Origin of the sequence: Pseudomonas sp. VD-NE ins, assembly GCF_031882575.1 — a bacterium.
GTDB lineage: Bacteria > Pseudomonadota > Gammaproteobacteria > Pseudomonadales > Pseudomonadaceae > Aquipseudomonas > Aquipseudomonas fluorescens_BZ.
In genome coordinates this window covers 3,788,381-3,806,337 of the sequence record NZ_CP134772.1, presented here as the reverse complement: position 1 = coordinate 3,806,337, position 17,957 = coordinate 3,788,381, and the positions used below count along the sequence as shown (strand labels likewise).

11 protein-coding genes are annotated in these 17,957 nt (G+C 60.6%); 3 read left to right on the top strand and 8 right to left on the bottom strand.

Annotated elements, in window-relative coordinates; all coding sequences use genetic code 11:
- Window positions 1-10: 10 nt before the first annotated feature.
- Both katG and RMV17_RS16875 read right to left on the bottom strand, forming a co-directional pair.
- The gene (katG, locus tag RMV17_RS16880) at window positions 11-2,281 is read right to left on the bottom strand and encodes a catalase/peroxidase HPI (RefSeq protein WP_311881322.1); all 2,271 of its coding nucleotides are present in this window, start codon (window positions 2,279-2,281) and stop codon (window positions 11-13) included.
- A gap of 151 nt (window positions 2,282-2,432) precedes the next feature.
- Window positions 2,433-4,643, bottom strand: coding sequence for an LTA synthase family protein (locus RMV17_RS16875; RefSeq protein ID WP_311881320.1), 2,211 nt, complete (start codon window positions 4,641-4,643; stop codon window positions 2,433-2,435).
- 420 nt (window positions 4,644-5,063) lie between these two features.
- On the opposite strand from RMV17_RS16875, the gene RMV17_RS16870 reads away from it, so the two are divergent.
- The gene (locus tag RMV17_RS16870) at window positions 5,064-6,077 is read left to right on the top strand and encodes an ABC transporter substrate-binding protein (protein ID WP_311881317.1); all 1,014 of its coding nucleotides are present in this window, start codon (window positions 5,064-5,066) and stop codon (window positions 6,075-6,077) included.
- A gap of 37 nt (window positions 6,078-6,114) precedes the next feature.
- Here the strand turns inward: RMV17_RS16870 and RMV17_RS16865 are convergent, their stop codons facing one another.
- The gene (locus RMV17_RS16865) at window positions 6,115-6,312 is read right to left on the bottom strand and encodes a helix-turn-helix transcriptional regulator (protein ID WP_160057476.1); all 198 of its coding nucleotides are present in this window, start codon (window positions 6,310-6,312) and stop codon (window positions 6,115-6,117) included.
- Window positions 6,309-6,683, bottom strand: coding sequence for a hypothetical protein (locus RMV17_RS16860; RefSeq protein WP_099756496.1), 375 nt, complete (start codon window positions 6,681-6,683; stop codon window positions 6,309-6,311). Before RMV17_RS16860 ends, RMV17_RS16865 begins: the two co-directional genes overlap by 4 nt.
- 234 nt (window positions 6,684-6,917) lie before the next feature.
- On the opposite strand from RMV17_RS16860, the gene RMV17_RS16855 reads away from it, so the two are divergent.
- On the top strand, window positions 6,918-7,418 hold the full coding sequence (locus RMV17_RS16855) for a hypothetical protein (protein ID WP_311881311.1): 501 nt from the start codon (window positions 6,918-6,920) through the stop codon (window positions 7,416-7,418).
- Between the two features lie 79 nt (window positions 7,419-7,497).
- Here RMV17_RS16855 and RMV17_RS16850 read toward each other — a convergent pair whose 3' ends face one another.
- From RMV17_RS16850 to RMV17_RS16835, 4 genes are all read right to left on the bottom strand, one after another.
- Entirely contained in the window at window positions 7,498-7,977 is a 480-nt protein-coding gene (locus tag RMV17_RS16850) for a copper chaperone PCu(A)C (protein WP_311881309.1), read from the bottom strand.
- A complete protein-coding gene (locus RMV17_RS16845; RefSeq protein WP_007915980.1) occupies window positions 7,977-8,582 on the bottom strand; it encodes an SCO family protein in 606 nt (201 codons plus the stop codon). The genes RMV17_RS16850 and RMV17_RS16845 overlap by 1 nt, the downstream gene beginning before the upstream one ends.
- 156 nt (window positions 8,583-8,738) lie before the next feature.
- On the bottom strand, window positions 8,739-10,133 hold the full coding sequence (locus RMV17_RS16840; protein ID WP_311881306.1) for an efflux transporter outer membrane subunit: 1,395 nt from the start codon (window positions 10,131-10,133) through the stop codon (window positions 8,739-8,741).
- 33 nt (window positions 10,134-10,166) lie between these two features.
- Entirely contained in the window at window positions 10,167-10,961 is a 795-nt protein-coding gene (locus tag RMV17_RS16835) for a helix-turn-helix transcriptional regulator (protein ID WP_311881304.1), read from the bottom strand.
- A 488-nt stretch (window positions 10,962-11,449) separates the two neighbouring features.
- Between RMV17_RS16835 and RMV17_RS16830 the strand changes: the two genes are divergently transcribed.
- On the top strand, window positions 11,450-17,860 hold the full coding sequence (locus RMV17_RS16830; protein WP_311881302.1) for a non-ribosomal peptide synthetase: 6,411 nt from the start codon (window positions 11,450-11,452) through the stop codon (window positions 17,858-17,860).
- Window positions 17,861-17,957 lie beyond the last annotated feature (97 nt).

Here is a 17,957-nt window from a genome sequence, read left to right as displayed (position 1 = left end):
TTGCGAAAAACTACTTCAAATCAAACCGATCCAGATTCGTTACCTTCGTCCACGCCGCCACAAAGTCCTTAACAAACTGCTCCTTGGCATCCGAGCTGGCATACACCTCAGCCAATGCCCGCAGTTGCGCGTTGGAACCAAACACCAGATCAACCCGCGTCGCCGTCCACTTCACGCTGCCGGTTTTACGGTCGCGTCCTTCGAACTCATCCGCATCCCTTGAAGTCGGCTTCCACTCCACACCCATGTCCAGCAGGTTGGTGAAGAAGTCGTTGGTCAGCGCTTCAGTTTGCGAGGTGAACACACCATGCCGGGTTTGCCCGATGTTGGTGTTCAACACCCGCAAGCCACCCAGCAGCACAGTCATTTCCGGTGCGGTGAGCGTCAGCAGTTGCGCCTTGTCGATCAACAATGCCTCGGCCGAGACGGTGTATTTGCCTTTGCTGTAGTTGCGGAAGCCATCGGCAATCGGTTCAAGGAAGCCAAACGAGTCAACATCCGTTTGCTCTTGCGAGGCGTCCGTACGCCCCGGATTGAACGGCACGGAGACGGAGTGCCCGGCGTTTTTCGCCGCTTGCTCGACCCCGGCATTCCCCGCCAGCACGATCAGATCTGCCAGTGAGACTTTCTTGCCGGCAGCGCCGCCGTTGAATTCGTTCTGAATGCCCTCAAGGGTTTGCAGCACGTTGGCCAGTTGTTCAGGCTGGTTGGCCTGCCAGAACTTCTGCGGTGCCAGACGCAGACGACCACCGTTGGCGCCGCCGCGTTTGTCCGAACCGCGGAACGTCGAAGCAGCGGCCCATGCGGTCGAGACCAGTTGCGATACCGATAGCCCTGACGCGAGGATTTTGCCTTTCAGCGCAGTCGCGTCGCTGTCGTCGATCAGCGGGTGAGTGGCAGCGGGAATCGGATCCTGCCACAGCAGTTCTTCGTTCGGCAGTTCCGGGCCGAGATAGCGCGACAGCGGGCCCATGTCGCGGTGGATCAGTTTGTACCAGGCGCGGGCGAAGGCGTCGGCCAGTTGATCCGGGTTGGCGAGGAAACGCCGGGAAATCTGCTCGTAAGCCGGATCGAAACGCAGCGCCAGGTCGGAGGTGAGCATGGTCGGCGAAAGCTTTTTGTTCGGATCATGGGCATGCGGAACGGTGCCGGCACCAGCGCCGTTTTTCGGAATCCATTGATGCGCACCGGCCGGGCTTTTGCTCAGTTCCCACTCGAAGCCGAACAGGTTTTCCAGGTAGTTGTTGCTCCACTGTGTCGGTGTGGTGGTCCAGGTCACTTCCAGGCCGCTGGTGATGGTGTCGCCACCCTTGCCGGTGCCGAACGCGTTGCGCCAGCCGAGGCCCTGCTCTTCGAGGCCGGCCGCTTCTGGCTCAGGCCCGACGTTATCGGCCGGACCGGCGCCGTGGGTTTTCCCGAAGGCGTGGCCGCCAGCGATCAACGCGACGGTTTCTTCATCGTTCATGGCCATGCGGCCAAAGGTTTCACGGATGTCGTGGGCTGAAGCGACCGGGTCAGGATTACCTTCCGGACCTTCGGGGTTCACGTAGATCAGGCCCATCTGCACGGCGGCGAGCGGGTTTTCCAGATTGCGTTCGCCCTGATCGGTGCGGCTTTCTTCTTTGCCGTGCAGATCCGGCTCAGTCACCAGCGTGCCGTCACCGGGCTCCTGCATGGCGGACTTGTCTTTGCCGTAACGGCTGTCGCCACCCAGCCATTCGTGCTCGGAGCCCCAGTACACGTCCTCATCCGGCTCCCACACATCGGGACGGCCACCGGAGAAACCGAAGGTTTTGAAGCCCATGGATTCCAGCGCGACGTTCCCGGTGAGAACGATCAGGTCAGCCCAGGAAATATTGCGGCCATATTTCTGTTTGATCGGCCACAGCAGGCGCCGGGCCTTGTCGAGGCTGACGTTGTCCGGCCAGCTGTTCAGCGGTGCAAAGCGTTGTTGCCCGGAGCCGGCGCCACCACGGCCATCGGCGGTGCGATAAGTGCCGGCGCTGTGCCAGGCCATGCGGATGAAGAGGGGGCCATAATGGCCGAAGTCGGCCGGCCACCAGTCCTGGGAGTCGGTCATCAGCGCATTGAGATCTTGTTTCAGGGCTTGAAAGTCGAGGCTTTTGAAAGCTTTGGCGTAGTCGAAATCCTTGCCCAGTGGGTCGGACTTTGGCGAATGCTGACTGAGGATTTTCAGGTTGAGTTGATTCGGCCACCAGTCACGGTTCGTCGTACCACCACCGGCGGCGTGGTTGAACGGGCATTTCGATTCGTTTGCCATGTTCGGGTCCTTATCAGGTCTGCTACGGCCGGCTCGTGCCGACTTCGGACTAGTAAGGCTAGACCCGACTGGGGAAGTCAGCTAATAGGCCGACTATTGGACATTGATAGTCAGAACCTTTTACTGCGCGCTCGCCCTTATAGAATCCTGGTCAGGTGGATTGGGCCGTGTCGTCCTCCGGCACGTCGTCAAGAATGTCCTCTTGCCCCGGCAGTTCAGTGATCACACTGAAATCCGTCACCTCAACCGCGCCCAATCCATACCCCAGCAAATGAAAAGAAAACGCTTTGCGCTCTTGCGGGTTGTCGAAGCTGAAGTTCATTTCCAGTGGCTGGTCGGCAGTTGCGACCATCTCCTGCGGCAGACCGATCTGCACGTCCTGTTCAAATTCCTTGGCCTTGAGCTGAATGTACGCCGCTTGTTGCGGATCGACTGAACGCACGGTGAGGCGCACGCGGGTGTGCGAGCCTTTGGGCATTTCCAGGTACTGCGCGCCGATCAGGTTGTCGGCCCAGTCATCGTTGATCTGTGCTTGCAGCGGGATGACGTTGGTGCTGCCGAACTGATAGCGATGATTGAGCGGCGTACGCAGCAGCGACAGGTCGAGGGCGTTGGCGCGGGCGGCGATCTGCCGGGCCGGATGACCGCTGTAGTTGCCTTTGTACGTGGCGCTTTCGGCGATGAAACCGGCGCTTTCGTAATAACGGCAGCGACGTGGCATGTCGCACTCGGAAAAAATCCCCTGACCGTTGTGATAGCGCAGCTTGCCGTTGGTGAACGACATGATTTCGCGGCCGCTGTCGTAGTCGCGAAACAGCGAGCGGCCGCTCAGCGCCGAAGGCACCGGCAGGTCGAAGTAGTCGAGGATCGAGGTGCTCAGATCGACATGGCCATACACGCCTTTGTTCAGCCGTGGCAGTTGTTCATGTTCCGGCGCCAGGGTCAGATTGAAACCCCACGACGAGGCCAGACGCACGCCGTCGATGCCGTGGGATTCGTCCGAAGTGATCACCACCAGCGTGTCTTTCAGAACGCCCTGGCGTTCGAGGCCGCTGAGGAATTGCTCCAGTGCATCGTCGAGATAACCGACGGCGGCCTGTTTCGGCGTTTCGTACCGCTCCAGGTATTGCTCGGGTGCGGAGTAGGGCTGATGGGTGCCGACGGTCAGCAGCGTCAGCATCCACGGCTTTTTCTGTTTTTTCAGTTGGCCGACATAATCCAGCGCACCTTCGAAAAATGCCTTGTCATCCTTGCCCCACGGGAACTCCAGATAGTTGCTGTTGCTGAACCATTCCAGACCATGAGTCGCATCGAAACCGATGTGCGGCATGATCTTGTCTTTGGCCATGAAACGCAGCCCGGCACCTTGCAGATAGTGCGTGCTGAAGCCGTGTTCCCGCAGTTGCGCCGGCAGGCAGGCCTGATTGCGCTCGTTGAGGGTGAGCATTTCCACGCCTTTGGGCGTGCCATTGTTGAGTTTGTCGTAATCGCCGCAGAGCATCGCGTACAGACCGCGAATGGTCTGGTGCGTATGCAGCACGTAATCCGGGGTGTTCATGCCGCGCTCGGCCCAGCGGCTGAGGTTGGGCATCAGGTCTTCCTGATAATGGCTGCCGATGGCTTCGCGGTTGGCGCGGATGTAAGCACCGGGAATGCCTTCCAGCGCGATGATCAGCACGTTGCGCGCCTGACCCGGTGCGGCCAGCAATTTCTGCCCGTTGAGGTCGACGTCGGTGAGACCGGCCATGGCCGGCGCGGGTTCTTCGACATCGCCGTCCAGCCATTCCTCGGCCTGGATCTGCAGATCGGCGACTTCGGTGGCCAGCAACTGGTGCGGAAGGTTGTACTGGCGCCACGGATCCGCTTCGCTCGGCCACAGGTTCTGCGCGCCCCAGTGCGCGGCGAACAGCACCAGCGGCGCGCTCCAGACTGCGCGGGGGAGCGGGGGACGCGGCAGGTTGCGACCGGCGAACTGTGTCAGCAACCAGAGCACCAAGGCCAGCAGCAAAGTGATGCCCAGTGCCGGATGGGCCAGCCCGCCACCGGTAGAGTTCTCAACGAACTGCGGATCGATCAGATAATGAATGTCGGAAGGCGTCGGCAAACGACCGACCGCGCTGACCAGTTCCGCCGTGGCCACCGCCAGCAATCCCCAGAACAGCAACACCGGCAGGGCCAGCCACCACGCCCGGCGATGCAGCAACATCACCAACAGGCTACCAATGGCCAGATCCGACAAATAGCCCAGCGGTGCCGACCAACCCAGTGCCGCACGCAGGCACACCGGCACCACCAGCACCAGAACAATCAGCGAAAAGAGGCGGGTATACGGCTGCCGTAACCGGTTAAAAAGAGCGCTCACAAAAAAAGACCTTCCAGCCATTAAATCGTCATAAAAGTGTGCGCGATGATACCAAGGGTGGGCTGTCTGATCGCCCTTTTAAACGCTCAACTGCTGCGCTGGTGCGCGGGCTCTCGGAGTTGGTGACGCGCCTGCAGCCCTGACCGGCCTTCGCGTGGCACGGCAATCGACGATATTGAGGCTGGTGGATTTATTGTTTCAGGCTGTTTAACCCTTCGAGCCGCCACCGAATTCCAATGTAGGAGCTGCGGCACGCTGCGGTCTTTTGATCTTGTTATCGGAACCCGGAATCAAAAGCTCGCAGCCTCCTTTCGCTCAACAACCCGTGCTATCGATATGCGATAAAGATATTTAATTTATGTTTTTTATAGCGATAAAGTCAGCTCTTTCAGCACACCACCCCCATGCTGCGAGGTTGTCATGGCCACACTCAAACGTTCCGCACTGACTCTGTTGGCCGCCTCCCTGGCCGCGAGTGCGTTGTTCAGCACCGCCGCTCAGGCCGAGGGCAAGATCAGCATCGCCCAGCAATTCGGCATCGGTTATCTGATCCTCGATGTGGTGCGCGATCAGAACCTCATCGAAAAACACGGCAAGGCGCAGGGCCTCGACATCAAGGTCGACTGGAACAGCATCTCCGGCGCCACGGCGATGAACGAGGCGTTGCTTACCGGCTCGCTCGACGTGGTGTCTGCCGGTGTGCCGCCGATGCTCACTGTGTGGGATCGCACCAAAGGCAAACAGAACGTCAAAGCCATCGCCGCACTGGGTTCGATGCCCAACTATTTGCTGACCAACAACCCGAACATCAAGACGCTCAAGGACTTTACCGATAAGGATCGGATTGCTGTGCCGGCCGCCGGTGTCGGCTTCCAGTCGCGCACCTTGCAGATCGAAACCGCCAAGGAATTCGGCGACGCCCAGTACAAGAAATTCGACGACATCTCGGTCAGTCTGCCGCACCCCGATGCGACGGCCGCGTTGATCGCCGGCGGCTCGGAAATCAACTCGCACTTCTCCAGCCCGCCGTTTCAGTACCAGGCCCTGCAGAACCCCAACGTGCACAAAGTGCTGAGTTCCTACGACGTGCTCGGCGGCCAGGCGACGTTCAACGTGCTCTACACCACGGAAAAATTCCACGACGAAAACCCGAAGACCTACAAGGCGTTCTATGACGCGCTGGCCGAGGCCGAGAAGATCATCAAGGCCGACAAACCGGCGGCGGCTCAGGCGTACATTCGTGTCGAGCAATCGAAGTTGCCGCTGGCTCTGGTTGAGCAAATCGTCAAAGACCCGGAAATCGATTTTACCGTGGTGCCGCAGCGCACCTTTATCTACGCCGAGAAATTGCAGGAGCTGGGCGTGCTGAAGAACAAGGCCGACAGCTGGAAGGATTACTTCTTTGAAGAGGCGCATGGCGGCGCGGGGAGTTGATACAACAGGGGGCAACGTGTGTTGCCCCTTTTTTCATTCAAGGTTCGCCATCATCAAAAATGCTTTCAATCGGCATCTCGAACGCCCGGGCAATCTGAAAGGCCAGTGGCAGGCTCGGGTCGTAGCGTTCGTTTTCAATCGCGTTGATGGTCTGACGCGACACGCTCAGGCGTTCAGCCAGATCGACCTGCGACCATTTGCGCTCGGCGCGCAGTTCCTTGAGGCGGTTTTTCATTGGTAGCGGCGTCGCGCAATGTGCAGGCCGACAATCCACATCAGCCCCATCACCGGCCACACACATGTCCACGGGATATGTGGGGCGCCGACGTTCTCCAGAAAACCGTAGCTGAAGGTCAATAATGCCGAGGCGGCGAAGGCGAAGCCCAGCGCTTCGAACTGGATGCGCAGATGCATTTCGTCCATGCGCCGCATATTGCGCACGATGGCCCAGCACATCAGTCCCGCCGGAATGATCGGCGTCAGTGCGACGGCCGAGCGCAGCACGATAGGGGCGTCCATCAGGTATTGCGAGGCAATCAATGAGGCTGTCAGCACCAGCATGTAGATGATTAATGCTGCGCCCAATTCGAGGTAGTACCGGTTCATTCTTCACTTCCTATGTAAAAGACCCTTTACATGGTTGCTGAAAATTTACTCGATGTAAAGCCTGCTTTCCATCATGGCTGGTAGCCTAGAACAGACTCATGCCGGAGGATTTTCGCCTAGGTCAGTAGCTTAAAAGCACACTTTCTGGACAGCGTAATAACCACTCAGTAGCATTCGACTCCAACGGATTATCCCTTCGCACGTCGTCCGACGTGGAACGATCAAGGAATCGACATGCGCGACACCCCCATCGACCAAAAACGAACGATCGTGACCCAGGTCAGCGGCGAGATTCACTATGAAACCCAGATCAGTTTCAGCTCGATGTCGCTCGTCGATGGCGAAATTCGTGTGCATCGTGCTGAAGGCAATCAGCTAGATGTTCCGGTGGCCGGGGCGGACTTCGCTTTGCGCTTTGATCTGGATGGCGTGCATAGAGTACCGGTGACGCAGCAGGCAGCGGTTGAACCGGTTGAACCGCTGCCTGCCGATGACAGCTTGAAGTTGTTCACCTCGAAAACCGTGTGGATCACCCTCGGACTGTGGTTTTTCGTCAGTCTGGTTTTCGGTTGGCTGGGGATTGTGGCGGCAGGCGGATATTTCGCTTACCACTGGCGTCAGGTGGCCAAGCGCAAAGAGCAGTTGCCCAAGGCAGCCGTCGTTGAAACCGTGACCCTTTCCGGCTCGGGAATGTCACGGGAAAGCGTGCGCAACGCGTTGGCCCGCAAGCGTTAAGTCGGCGCGTATCAAAAACAAAAAAGGGGCGGCCTGATCATCGATCGGGCCGCCCCTTTTTTATTGCCGCTCAGTCAGATCAATGCATTTTGCTGTGATCGTGACCTTCCATGTTGGTCAGTGCGCGCACCGGTGCTTTGACCTCGATGGTTTCTTTCTCGCCCTTGGCGTTTTCCACGGTCAGGGTCAGCGGCACGCTTTCGCCTTCCTTGAGCTGACCGGTCAGGCCCATCAGCATCACGTGGTAGCCGTTCGGATCAAGCTTGACCGCTTTGCCGGCCGGCAGCTCGACGAACTTCACCGGGCCCATGCTCATGACGTCGTTCTTCATGGTCATTTCGTGGATCTGCACGTCTTTGGCCGCTGGCGTCGCGACGCTGAGCAACTTGCTGTCGCTGTCGGCGGTGAGGGTCATGAACGCGCCGCTAGCGGACTGGGTCGGCACGGTGGCACGGACCCAGGCGTCGTCGACTGTGATCGCTGCGGTCGCCTGGAATGCCAGACCCAGCAGAGAAAAACCGATGAAAGCGCGTTTGAGGTGGTTCAGAACAGGTTGCATCAGCAAACCTCCATAACAGTAAGCAAATCTTCCGTGCATTGTTCTGCCGAAAGCGAGGTGGACAGACCCAGGCGCAAGCCGCCGTTGGAGTCGTAAACGTAACTGGTGGCGGTGTGCGAGATGGTGTACGTGTCGCCGGCCGGGACTTTCTCGTAGAACACGTCGAATTCCTTGGCCGTGGCTGCGGTTTCCTCAAGCGTGCCGTACAGCGCAACGAAGGTCGGGTCGAAGGCTTTCATGTAGGCGTCGAGGATTTCTGGCGTGTCGCGTTCGGGATCGAGGGTGATGAAGATCACCTGCAAGCGATCGCCATCGGCGCCCATCAGTTTCTTGATTTTCGCCGCGCGGGCGAGGGTGGTCGGGCAGACTGCCGGGCACTGGGTGAAACCGAAGAAGACCATCGGCATCATGCCGCGAAAGCTCGACAGCGTCATGGTTTCGCCGTCGGTGTTCTTCAGTTTGAAGGTGCGCCCCATGATCTTGTTACTCAGATCCTTGCCGTACTTGTACGACAGTTGGCCGCGGGTGTCGCAGCCGGCGAGCAGGCCTAGCCCGAGCACGCCCATTCCCGCAAGCACCTTGCGGCGAGTCAACAAAGCCGTCATCTAATACCGCCTTTTGCAGCCCGTCAGTCGGCAGGACTGGCGGGGGGTTAACCGTAAAAGCGGCGCATGATACCAAACTGAGACCAGACGACGGCTGCGGATCGCCGTGCGGCGTCGGATCGGGCGACAAAAGGTGTAAGAAAAAGTGACGTGGTCTCACTGCACGCGCGGTTCATCTCCCTGCCAGCCGCCGCCGAGCGCGGTATACAGATTGACCTCGGCGACCAGTTGCGCGAGGCGATCGGTGATCAGGCCTTGCTGTGAACTGAACAGCGAACGCTGCGCATCGAGGAACGTCAGGCTGCTGTCGACGCCGTTCTTGTAACGATTCTGCGCGAGGTTGTAATAGGTCTGAGTGGCCGCGACCAGATCGCGCTGCGCCTGCAATTGCTGCTGATAGGTGCTGCGCGCGGCGAGGCCGTCGGCGACTTCCTGAAACGCGGTCTGGATCGACTTTTCATATTCGGCCACCGCCACATCTTTCTGCAACTTCGAATAATCCAGACTCGCGCGCAGGCTGCCGGCATTGAAAATCGGCAGGCTGATCTGCGGCTGAAAGGTCCAGGCGCCAGAGCCGCCGCCGAACAGTCCGGACAGATCTCGACTCGACGTCCCGGCATTGGCGGTCAGGCTGACACTGGGGAAAAATGCCGCCCGCGCCGCACCGATATTGGCATTGGCCGCTTTCAGTTTGTATTCCGCCTGAAGGATGTCCGGACGCCGTTGCAGCAGATCCGAGGGCAGACCGGCGGGCAGTTGCCGGACCAGATCGCTGGCCAGCGGACGGCCGGGCAGGGCCTCGGGCACTGGCGCGCCGACCAGCAACGTCAGGCTGTTCAGGTCCTGAGCGACCTGACGCTGGTAGCGCGCCAGATTGGCCCGTGAACTGTCGACGCTGGTCTGCGCCTGCGCCTGCTCCAGCGCCGAAGACTTGCCAGCCTCGCGATTGCGCGTGGTCAGGTGCAGGCTCTGTTCATCGGCGGCAAGGGTGTCGCGGGTCAGTTGCAGCAGCTCCTGATCGGCGCGCCAGGTCAGGTAGGCGTTGGCGACGTTGGCGACCAGACTCAGCTCGGCACTGCGTCGCGCCTCTTCGGTCGAGAGCCAGATCTGCAACGCCTGTTCGCTGAGGCTGCGCACGCGACCGAAGAAATCCAGCTCATAAGCGCTGATACCGAGGTTGACCGAGTACGTTGAGTTGATCAGCGCTTTGCCTTGGGTCACGCTCGGCGGCATGCGCTGGCGCAACTCATTGGCGTTGGCCGACACCGCCGGCAGCAGGTCGGCGCGCTGAATGCGGTATTGCGCCTGGAAGGCTTCGACATTCAATGCCGCCACGCGCAGGTCGCGGTTGTTGATCAGCGCGCTTTCGATCAGTTGTTGCAGCGCCGGATCCGTGAACAGCGTGCGCCAGTCCCCACTGCTCGTGGCTGGCTGCGTTGCTGCCGGGTACTGCGCTGCGGTGGGGGAAGCGGGGCGCTGATACTCGGGAATCAATGAACAACCGCCCATCAGCACCGCGATGGACAGCAGGGAAAGTCGCAACGTCAACATCGAACTGCCTCATGCATATAGAGAGCATTGTGCTCAGGCCCCGGCCATCCATTTCGCCAGACCATGGCGGCCACTGACGCCGAGTTTGGCGGTGGCGCGTTTCAGGTACGTCTCGATCGAACTGTTTTTCACCCGCAACTTTTCCGCCATTTGCGGCACGGTGCCGCCGGTCAACAGGCCGAGGCAGACTTCTTTTTCGCGCACTGACAGGGCGATGTCGCTTAATGCCAGGCGCTCATCGAACACCTGTGCCAGCGGCGCCTGATCCAGTTCGGCCAACGGTTGGCGCGGTTGCCGGGCGAGGATTTGCCGATTGATCTGCGCGTGACGTTCGATCAGCGGCAGCAGGGTGTCGGACAGGCTTTTGAGAAACGACAGCTCCGGCAGGGAAAACACCCGTTGGGTATGCGGTCGGTAAAACGAAATCACGCAACGGCGGTGGGACGTACGCGAAACCAGATTGCATTGATGGGCGCTGTGCTGCGGATGGCGAGGCTGGAGCGAGGCTTTCAGTTGAATCAGCAGCGAGTCGTTCATTTCGATCATCTTCTGCAACAGCGGATGATCATCGGGGCTCTCCAGCAGATCGGGCGGGGCACACGTCTGTGCCGGACCGGCGCTGCCCAACGGTTTGATGTCGACCACACTGGCCTGACGCTCATCCAGCGTCCACTCACTCAGATCCACGCGGTTGACCGGCACCAGCGTGTCGACCAACTGGAACATGTTCGTGGCGAAGTGATCATCGCCGGTGCTGGCAATCAGCTCACCCAATTGCCAGTAGAAATGCGGGTTTTCCCTATTACGAATACTGCCGGTCAGATTCATATCCTTGTCATCCCTGGTTCAGAACCTTCACTGAATCGTCTGCCGTCTATGCAAAAGCCGCCCACGCCGTCATTTCTCCTTGAACACGATCTGGAGCGGGATTTAAGCCTATGGATTTGTCCTACGTCTGTAGGGGAAATCGGGGACACAAAGTGCCACTATTTCTGATTCTTGGCGCCGGGGTTCTGACGGCATTGAATACGGGTGAGCCTGCGCGAGTGACTGTCCGGTCACTCTGAGGCCCCGGAAAACCGGGCGATGGTGATTTCTGGTCAGCAGCGCTGGGGTAAATGGCGGCGCTGCTATGTGGTTCTTTTCCTACAAGCTTTTCAGTATTTCCTCTCCGAATTTTTAGCCAGAGCCTGCGATAAACACGCCCGCAACGTCAGACAGGCGCTTACGAGCCTAGTGGTTGTCCGGGTTTCAGGTGTCATGTCGGTGGCGGGGCCGATGCTTGAATACCGGCAAAATTTCATGAGAAGGATCTTATGCAGCCTACTTCTGCCAACGTGGCGGACGATCCGTCCGTGCCTGTCGAGACTTTTGCGCTGACTGCCGCCCAACGGGATATCTGGCTGGACCAACTGAGTCGCGGAGATTCGCCGCTGTACAACATTGGCGGTTACGTCGAACTGACCGGGCCGCTGGATCCGGCATTGATGCAAGAGGCACTTGAATCTCTGGTCGCCGCGAATGATGCCTTGCGCATTGTTCTGCTATCGGACGTTGGTCACGATGGGCTGCCGTTACAAGGTTTTGCACAGGCGCTGCCGGTGGTGATGTCGCTGCATGATGTCAGCGGCCAACCTGATCCACAGTCGGCGGCTCGGACGCTGGTCGAAGCGCAGATGGCGCAGGGCTTTGTGTTGAGCGGGCAAGCGTTGTTCCGCTTCAGTCTGATTCGCCTCGATCGCCATCGTCACTGGCTGGCAGCCCAGGCCCATCACTTGATCATCGATGGCTGGGCTTTCGCGTTGCTGTTCAAGTCGGTGGGCGAGATCTACAGCACATTGTGCCGTGGCGAGCATCCGCGCAGGGCGGCACCGTCTTATGTCGGCTTTATCGAAGATGACGCGCGCTACCATCAGTCACCCCGCTATGAACGCGATCAACGCTACTGGCTGGACAAGTATCGCCGCTTGCCCGAGCCCTTGTTGACGCCCCGTCATCGCGAATCCCTTGACGCTGAAGCAGCGCCCAGTCGCATCCACGTCGAGGTTTTTCCAGCCGTGCTGCATGAGCGCATGAAAGACTGCGCGAGACGATTCGGTGGCTCGGCATTTCATGTCTTGCTGGCGGCGCTGCATGTGTATTTCAGTCGTACCGCCCAGCGTGACGAGTGGGTGGTCGGCTTGCCGATTCTCAATCGTTCCGGTGCCCGCTTCAAAAGCACTTTGGGCTTGTTCACCCAAGTCAGTGCAATGCACATGGGGTTTGGCCGGGCGTTGTCATTTGGCGAATTGATCAAGGCAATCGGCGATGGTCTGAAGCAGGATTTTCGTCATCAACGCTATCCGTTGAGCGAGATGAATCGTGCGCTGGGTCTGTTGCGTGAAGACCGAGCGCAACTGTTCGAGCTGTCGGTGTCCTACGAACAGGACGACCATGACTACCGTTACGGTGAGGCGTCGGGACACTCGGTCAAGGTCTCCAACCAGCACGAGGCGACTCCGCTGGCCCTTCACCTGCGCAGCAACCGTTACACCGACAAGGCCTGGCTGCATCTGGTGTACTCGCCGGCCTATTTCACGGCTGACGAGATTGCGTCGTTGACCGAGCGCTTGTTGCTGATACTGGAGCAGGGTCTGGAATGCCCGGCACTGGCGATCGCCGATTTCAACCTCAATAGCCCGGCAGAACTGGCCCTGCTCGATGAGTGGAACGACACCCGCGTCAGTTATCCGCAAGGTCAACTGATTCATCAGCGATTCGCGTCGCGGGTGGCCGAACACCCGGACGCAGTGGTCGCGACTTATCAAGACCGCACGCTGACCTATAGCGAACTGAACCAGCAAGCCAATGCGTTGGCCCATCATCTGCTGGGCCTCGGCGTACGGCCGGATGACCGGGTGGCGATTGTCGCGCGCAGAGGCCTTGAGACGCTGGTCGGGCTGCTGGCGATTCTCAAGGCAGGCGCCGCTTATGTGCCGATTGACCCGGCGCATCCGCCCGAGCGCCTGAGTTATCTACTCAGCGACAGTGCTCCGGTGGCGCTGCTGACGCAAAGTGACTTGCGCGAGCGTTTGCCCGCCACAGCGCTGCCCGTGATCGAGCTTGATCGGCGCGAGTGGTTGCTCGACAACTTGACCGATCCCGAAGTGCTGGAGTTGAACACCCGCCACCTCGCTTATGTGATTTACACCTCCGGCTCGACCGGGTTGCCCAAGGGCGTAATGGTTGAACATCGCACGCTGGGCAATCTGGTCGACTGGCATTGCGCGGCATTCGGGCTCGGTCCCGGGCAGCACACGTCGAGCCTGGCCGGCTTCGGTTTTGACGCGATGGCGTGGGAGGTCTGGCCGGCGTTGTGCGTGGGCGCGACGGTGCACCTTGCGCCCGCGAGCGAAGGCAGCGAAGACATCGATGCGCTGCTCGCCTGGTGGCGGGCGCAGCCGCTGGACGTCAGTTTCCTGCCAACACCGATTGCCGAATATGCGTTCAGCAAACAACTCGGTCACCCGACCTTGCGCACCTTGCTGATTGGCGGCGATCGTCTGCGCCAGTTCAACCGTGCGCAGGGTTTTGCGGTGGTCAACAACTACGGGCCGACCGAAGCCACGGTGGTCGCCACCTCCGGGCTGATCAGCCCGGGGCAGGCGTTGCACATCGGCAAACCCGTGAGCAATGCCACGGCTTATCTGCTCGATGATCAGCAGCGTCCGGTGCCGATCGGCATCATTGGCGAGCTGTATGTCGGCGGTGCCGGGGTTACCCGGGGCTATCTCAATCGCCCGGAGCTGACAGCGGAACGTTTCCTCGACGACCCGTTCAGTGTGCAGCCGGATGCGCGCATGTACCGCACCGGCGATCTCGCCCGTTGGCGTTTCGACGGCAACCTTGAGTACATCGGTCGTAACGATGATCAGGTGAAAGTCCGCGGTGTGCGTGTCGAGCTGGGCGAAATCGAAGCGGCGCTCAGCAGTCATGACGCGGTACAGGAAGCCGTGGTGCTGGTGCGCGACGGTCAGCTGTTGGCATGGTTTACCGAGCATGAGGCGCTGGATATCCTGCAACTGCACGCGCACCTGACCTCGCGCTTGCCGTCCGCCCTGTTGCCGGCCGCTTACATCCGTCTGGCGACCTTGCCGCTGACGGCCAACGGCAAGCTCGATCGCCAGGCATTGCCGGCGCCGGGGCAGGAAGCGTTGATCCGTCGTCAGTACGAGGCGCCGCAAGGTGACGTCGAAATCGCTTTGGCGCAGATCTGGGCCGAGGTCCTGCAAGTCGAACGGGTAGGGCGTCACGACCACTTTTTTGAGCTGGGCGGCCACTCCTTGTTGGCCGTTGGCCTGATCGAGCGCATGCGCCAGATCGGCATGAGCAGCGACGTTCGCGTGCTGTTCAGTCAGCCGACATTGGCCGCGTTGGCGGCAGCGGAGGGCAGCGGCCGCGAAGTCGAGGTACCGGCCAACCGCATTGCGCCCGATTGCACGCACATCACGCCGGATCTGCTGCCATTGGTTCAGCTGGATCAGGCGATGATCGAGCGCATTGTCGCAACAGTGCCGGGCGGTGCCGCCAATGTGCAGGACATCTACCCGTTGGCGCCGTTGCAGGAAGGCATTCTCTATCACCACATCACCGCCGCGCAGGGCGATCCGTACCTGCTGCAATCGCTGCTGGCGTTCGACAGCCTCGAGCGGGTCGAGGCCTTCGCTGCTGCGCTGCGTCAGGTCATCGCACGGCACGATATCCTGCGTACGGCGGTGGTTTGGGAAGGGCTGACGTCACCGGTTCAGGTCGTTTGGCGCGAGGCCATTTTGCCGGTGCAGGAGGTTGAATTTGATCCTGCCCGTGGCGCGATCATCGATCAATTGCACGAGCGTTTCGACGCGCGGCGTTATCGCCTCGATGTGAGTCAGGCGCCGCTGCTGCGCCTGATGTATGCCCGTGATCCCGCGCACAACCGGGTGGTCGGCATCTTGCTGTTCCATCATTTGGCGATGGATCACATCGCGCTGGAGGCCATGCGCGAAGAAATCCACGCCTGCCTGTCCGGGAGCGCTGAACCGCTGGCGGCGCCGGTGCCATACCGCAACTATGTGGCGCAAACGCGACTGGGCGTCAGTGAACAGGAGCATGAAGCGTTTTTCCGCCAGATGCTCGCCGACATCGACGAGCCAACCTTGCCGTTCGCTTTGCAGAATGTGCAGGGTGACGGCAGCAACATCGAAGAAGCCGAGCGGGCGTTGGCGAGCGATCTGTATCTGCGCTTGCAGCAGCAGGCGCGTCTGGCCGGCGTCAGCGTCGCCAGCCTGATCCACCTCGCTTGGGCGCAAGTACTGGCGGCAACCTCCGCTCAGCAAAGTGTGGTATTCGGCACGGTGCTGATGGGGCGCATGCAGGGCGGCGCGGGTGCCGACCGGGCGTTGGGGGTGTTCATCAACACCTTGCCGCTGCGGGTCGATGTCGGTGAAGGCGCGCGCGCGGCGGTGAAGTCCACCCATGCACGCCTGACCGCTTTGCTCGCCCATGAACACGCCTCTTTGGCGCTGGCCCAGCGTTGCAGTGGCGTTGCCGCGCCAGCACCGCTGTTCAGTGCCTTGCTCAACTACCGACACAGCGATGATGCTGAGCAAAAAACCTCCCGGCAAACGTGGCAAGGCATCGAGACCCTGGCCAGCGAGGAGCGCACCAATTACCCGTTTACCCTGAGTGTTGACGACCTCGGCACAGGCTTGCGTCTGACCACCCGAACCTTGTCGAGCATTGGCGCACAACGGATTTGCGCTTACGTGCAGTCCGCGCTGAGCGTCTTGGTCGAGGCGCTGGAGAACACACCGCAGCAGCCGTTGAATCGTCTGCCACTGTTGCCGCAACAAGAGCTGCAACAGCTACTGATCGAGTTCAACGCCACCGCCGTCGACTGCCCGCTGGAGCAGCCATTGCAGGCACTGTTCGAACAGCAGGTGCAGCGCAAACCCAATGCCATCGCCGTGCAGTTCGCAGAGCAACGCCTGACCTATCGCGAGTTGAACCAGCAGGCCAACCGCTTGGCCCATCATCTGCGTGGTCTGGGCGTACAGCCGGATTCGCGGGTAGCGATCTGCGTCGAGCGCGGGCCTGAGTTGGTAATCGGTCTGCTGGGCATTCTCAAAGCGGGCGGTGCTTATGTGCCGCTCGATCCGGATTATCCGCTGCAACGCCTGAACTACATGTTGCAGGACAGCGCACCGGTCGCGCTGCTGGTGCATGCGGCGACGCGCGATCTGCTCGGCGAACCCGGCGTGCCGCTGATCGATCTCGACCTCGGCGTCTGGCAGGACCAGCCGCGCGACAACCCGCAGGTGCCGGGCCTCAGCGCGACGAATCTGGCCTACATGATCTACACCTCCGGCTCCACCGGTACGCCGAAGGGCGTGATGATCGAGCACCGCAGCGCCTGCAACATGGTGCACTGGGGCTCGCAGTTGTCGCCGCCCACTGGACACGGGGCGTTGCTGCAAAAGGCCCCGTACAGTTTCGACAGTTCGGTGTGGGAGATCTTCTGGCCACTCTGCTCGGGCATGCGCCTGGTGCTGGCGCGGGCCGATGGCAACCGTGATTCGGCTTATGTCACGCAAGTGATCCGCGAGCAGAACATCACCGTGGTCAAGTTCGTCCCGGCGTTGTTGCAGCAGTTCATCGAACAGGATGATGTCAGCCAGTGCACCAGCCTCACCGACGTGCTCAACGGTGGCGGCGAGTTGACCGTCGCCCTGGCCCGGCAAGTGCGCGAGCGCCTGCCGTGGGTGCGCCTGCATAACGTCTATGGGCCGACCGAAACTACGGTCGACAGCAGCGGCTGGACGCTGGCGCCCGGCGAGCCGGTGCCGCCGACACTGGTGCCGATCGGCAAGGCCCTGAGCAATACGCGGCTGTATGTCCTCGATGCCTTTGATCAGCCAGTGCCGTTAGGCGTCAGCGGGCATCTGCACATTGGCGGGGTGGGCGTGGCGCGCGGGTATCTGGGACTGCCGCAATTGCAGGCCGAGCGCTTTATCGACAGTCCGTTCGTGGCCGGTGATCGCTTGTATCGCACCGGTGATCTGGTGCGCTACGGCGCCGATGGCAACCTCGAATTCCTCGGTCGCAATGACTTTCAGGTCAAGCTGCGCGGGGTGCGCCTTGAGCTGGGCGAGATTGAAGCGCGCCTGCTGGAACATCCGGCGATCCGTGAGGCGGTGGTGCTGGTGCGCGATGAGCGGCTGGTGGCTTATTACACCCTGCGTGCCGAGCTGACTGCGCCGACGCTAGACGCATTGCGAGCGCATGTATTGGCGCAGTTGCCGGAGTTCATGGTGCCTGGCGCCTACGTGAGGCTGGCGGCGTTGCCTTTGACGCCCAACGACAAAATCGACCGCAAGGCGTTGCCGGAACCGGGGGCGGAGGCGCTGCTCAGTCGTCCTTACGAGGCCCCCGCAGGCGATGTGGAAACCGCGTTGGCGCAGATCTGGGCGCAGGTGCTCAAGGTCGAGCAGGTGGGGCGGCACGACAACTTCTTCGAGCTGGGCGGGCATTCGCTGTTGGCGGTCAGTCTGGTCGCGCGCATGCGTCTGGCCGGGCTGCACGTCGACGCGCGGACGCTGTTCAGCCAGCCGACGCTGGCCGCGCTGGCGGCACAGACCTCGCGGCAGGCGAAGCAGGTCGAGATCGCCCAGACCACCATCCCGAGCCTCAACCGCAAGCGCCGTCTCTGACTACCGGACACAAAACCTGTGGGAGCGAGCCTGCTCGCGAAAGCGGTGTATCAGTCGCCATCAACATTGACTGAACCAGCGTATTCGCGAGCAGGCT